General features: G+C 43.6%; 1 pseudogene. It reads left to right on the top strand.

Annotated features, from left to right (window positions below):
• Nucleotides 1-234, top strand: a pseudogene (locus tag FS628_RS32220) (hypothetical protein); the annotation flags it as partial.
• Nucleotides 235-280 lie beyond the last annotated feature (46 nt).

Below are 280 nucleotides of genomic sequence, written 5' to 3'. Positions count from 1 at the left end.
ACAACTGATATGCAAGCTCCCCTGCAACCTGCCATACCTCTCTTAATTCTTCCGCCTTCTTCACCCATCCCTACACTTTCCAATCACCTTAAACCTTATTATAACCCTCACATCTTAATCATTCATCCAACCAAACGTTTTCACACACAAACCCTCAAACCCATCCCCAAACCGATGGACACACAGATCCAACTCAACAACAACCACCTCCCCACAATTCACCGTCTACTCTAACCCTCGCACAAGATCCAAAATCACCAAATATTACGAACTTTAAACT

Origin of the sequence: Paenibacillus xylanexedens (assembly GCF_007676705.1) — a bacterium.
In the GTDB taxonomy this organism is placed as follows: Bacteria; Bacillota; Bacilli; order Paenibacillales; family Paenibacillaceae; genus Paenibacillus; species Paenibacillus xylanexedens_C.
This window is presented reverse-complemented; position numbering and strand designations above follow the sequence as displayed.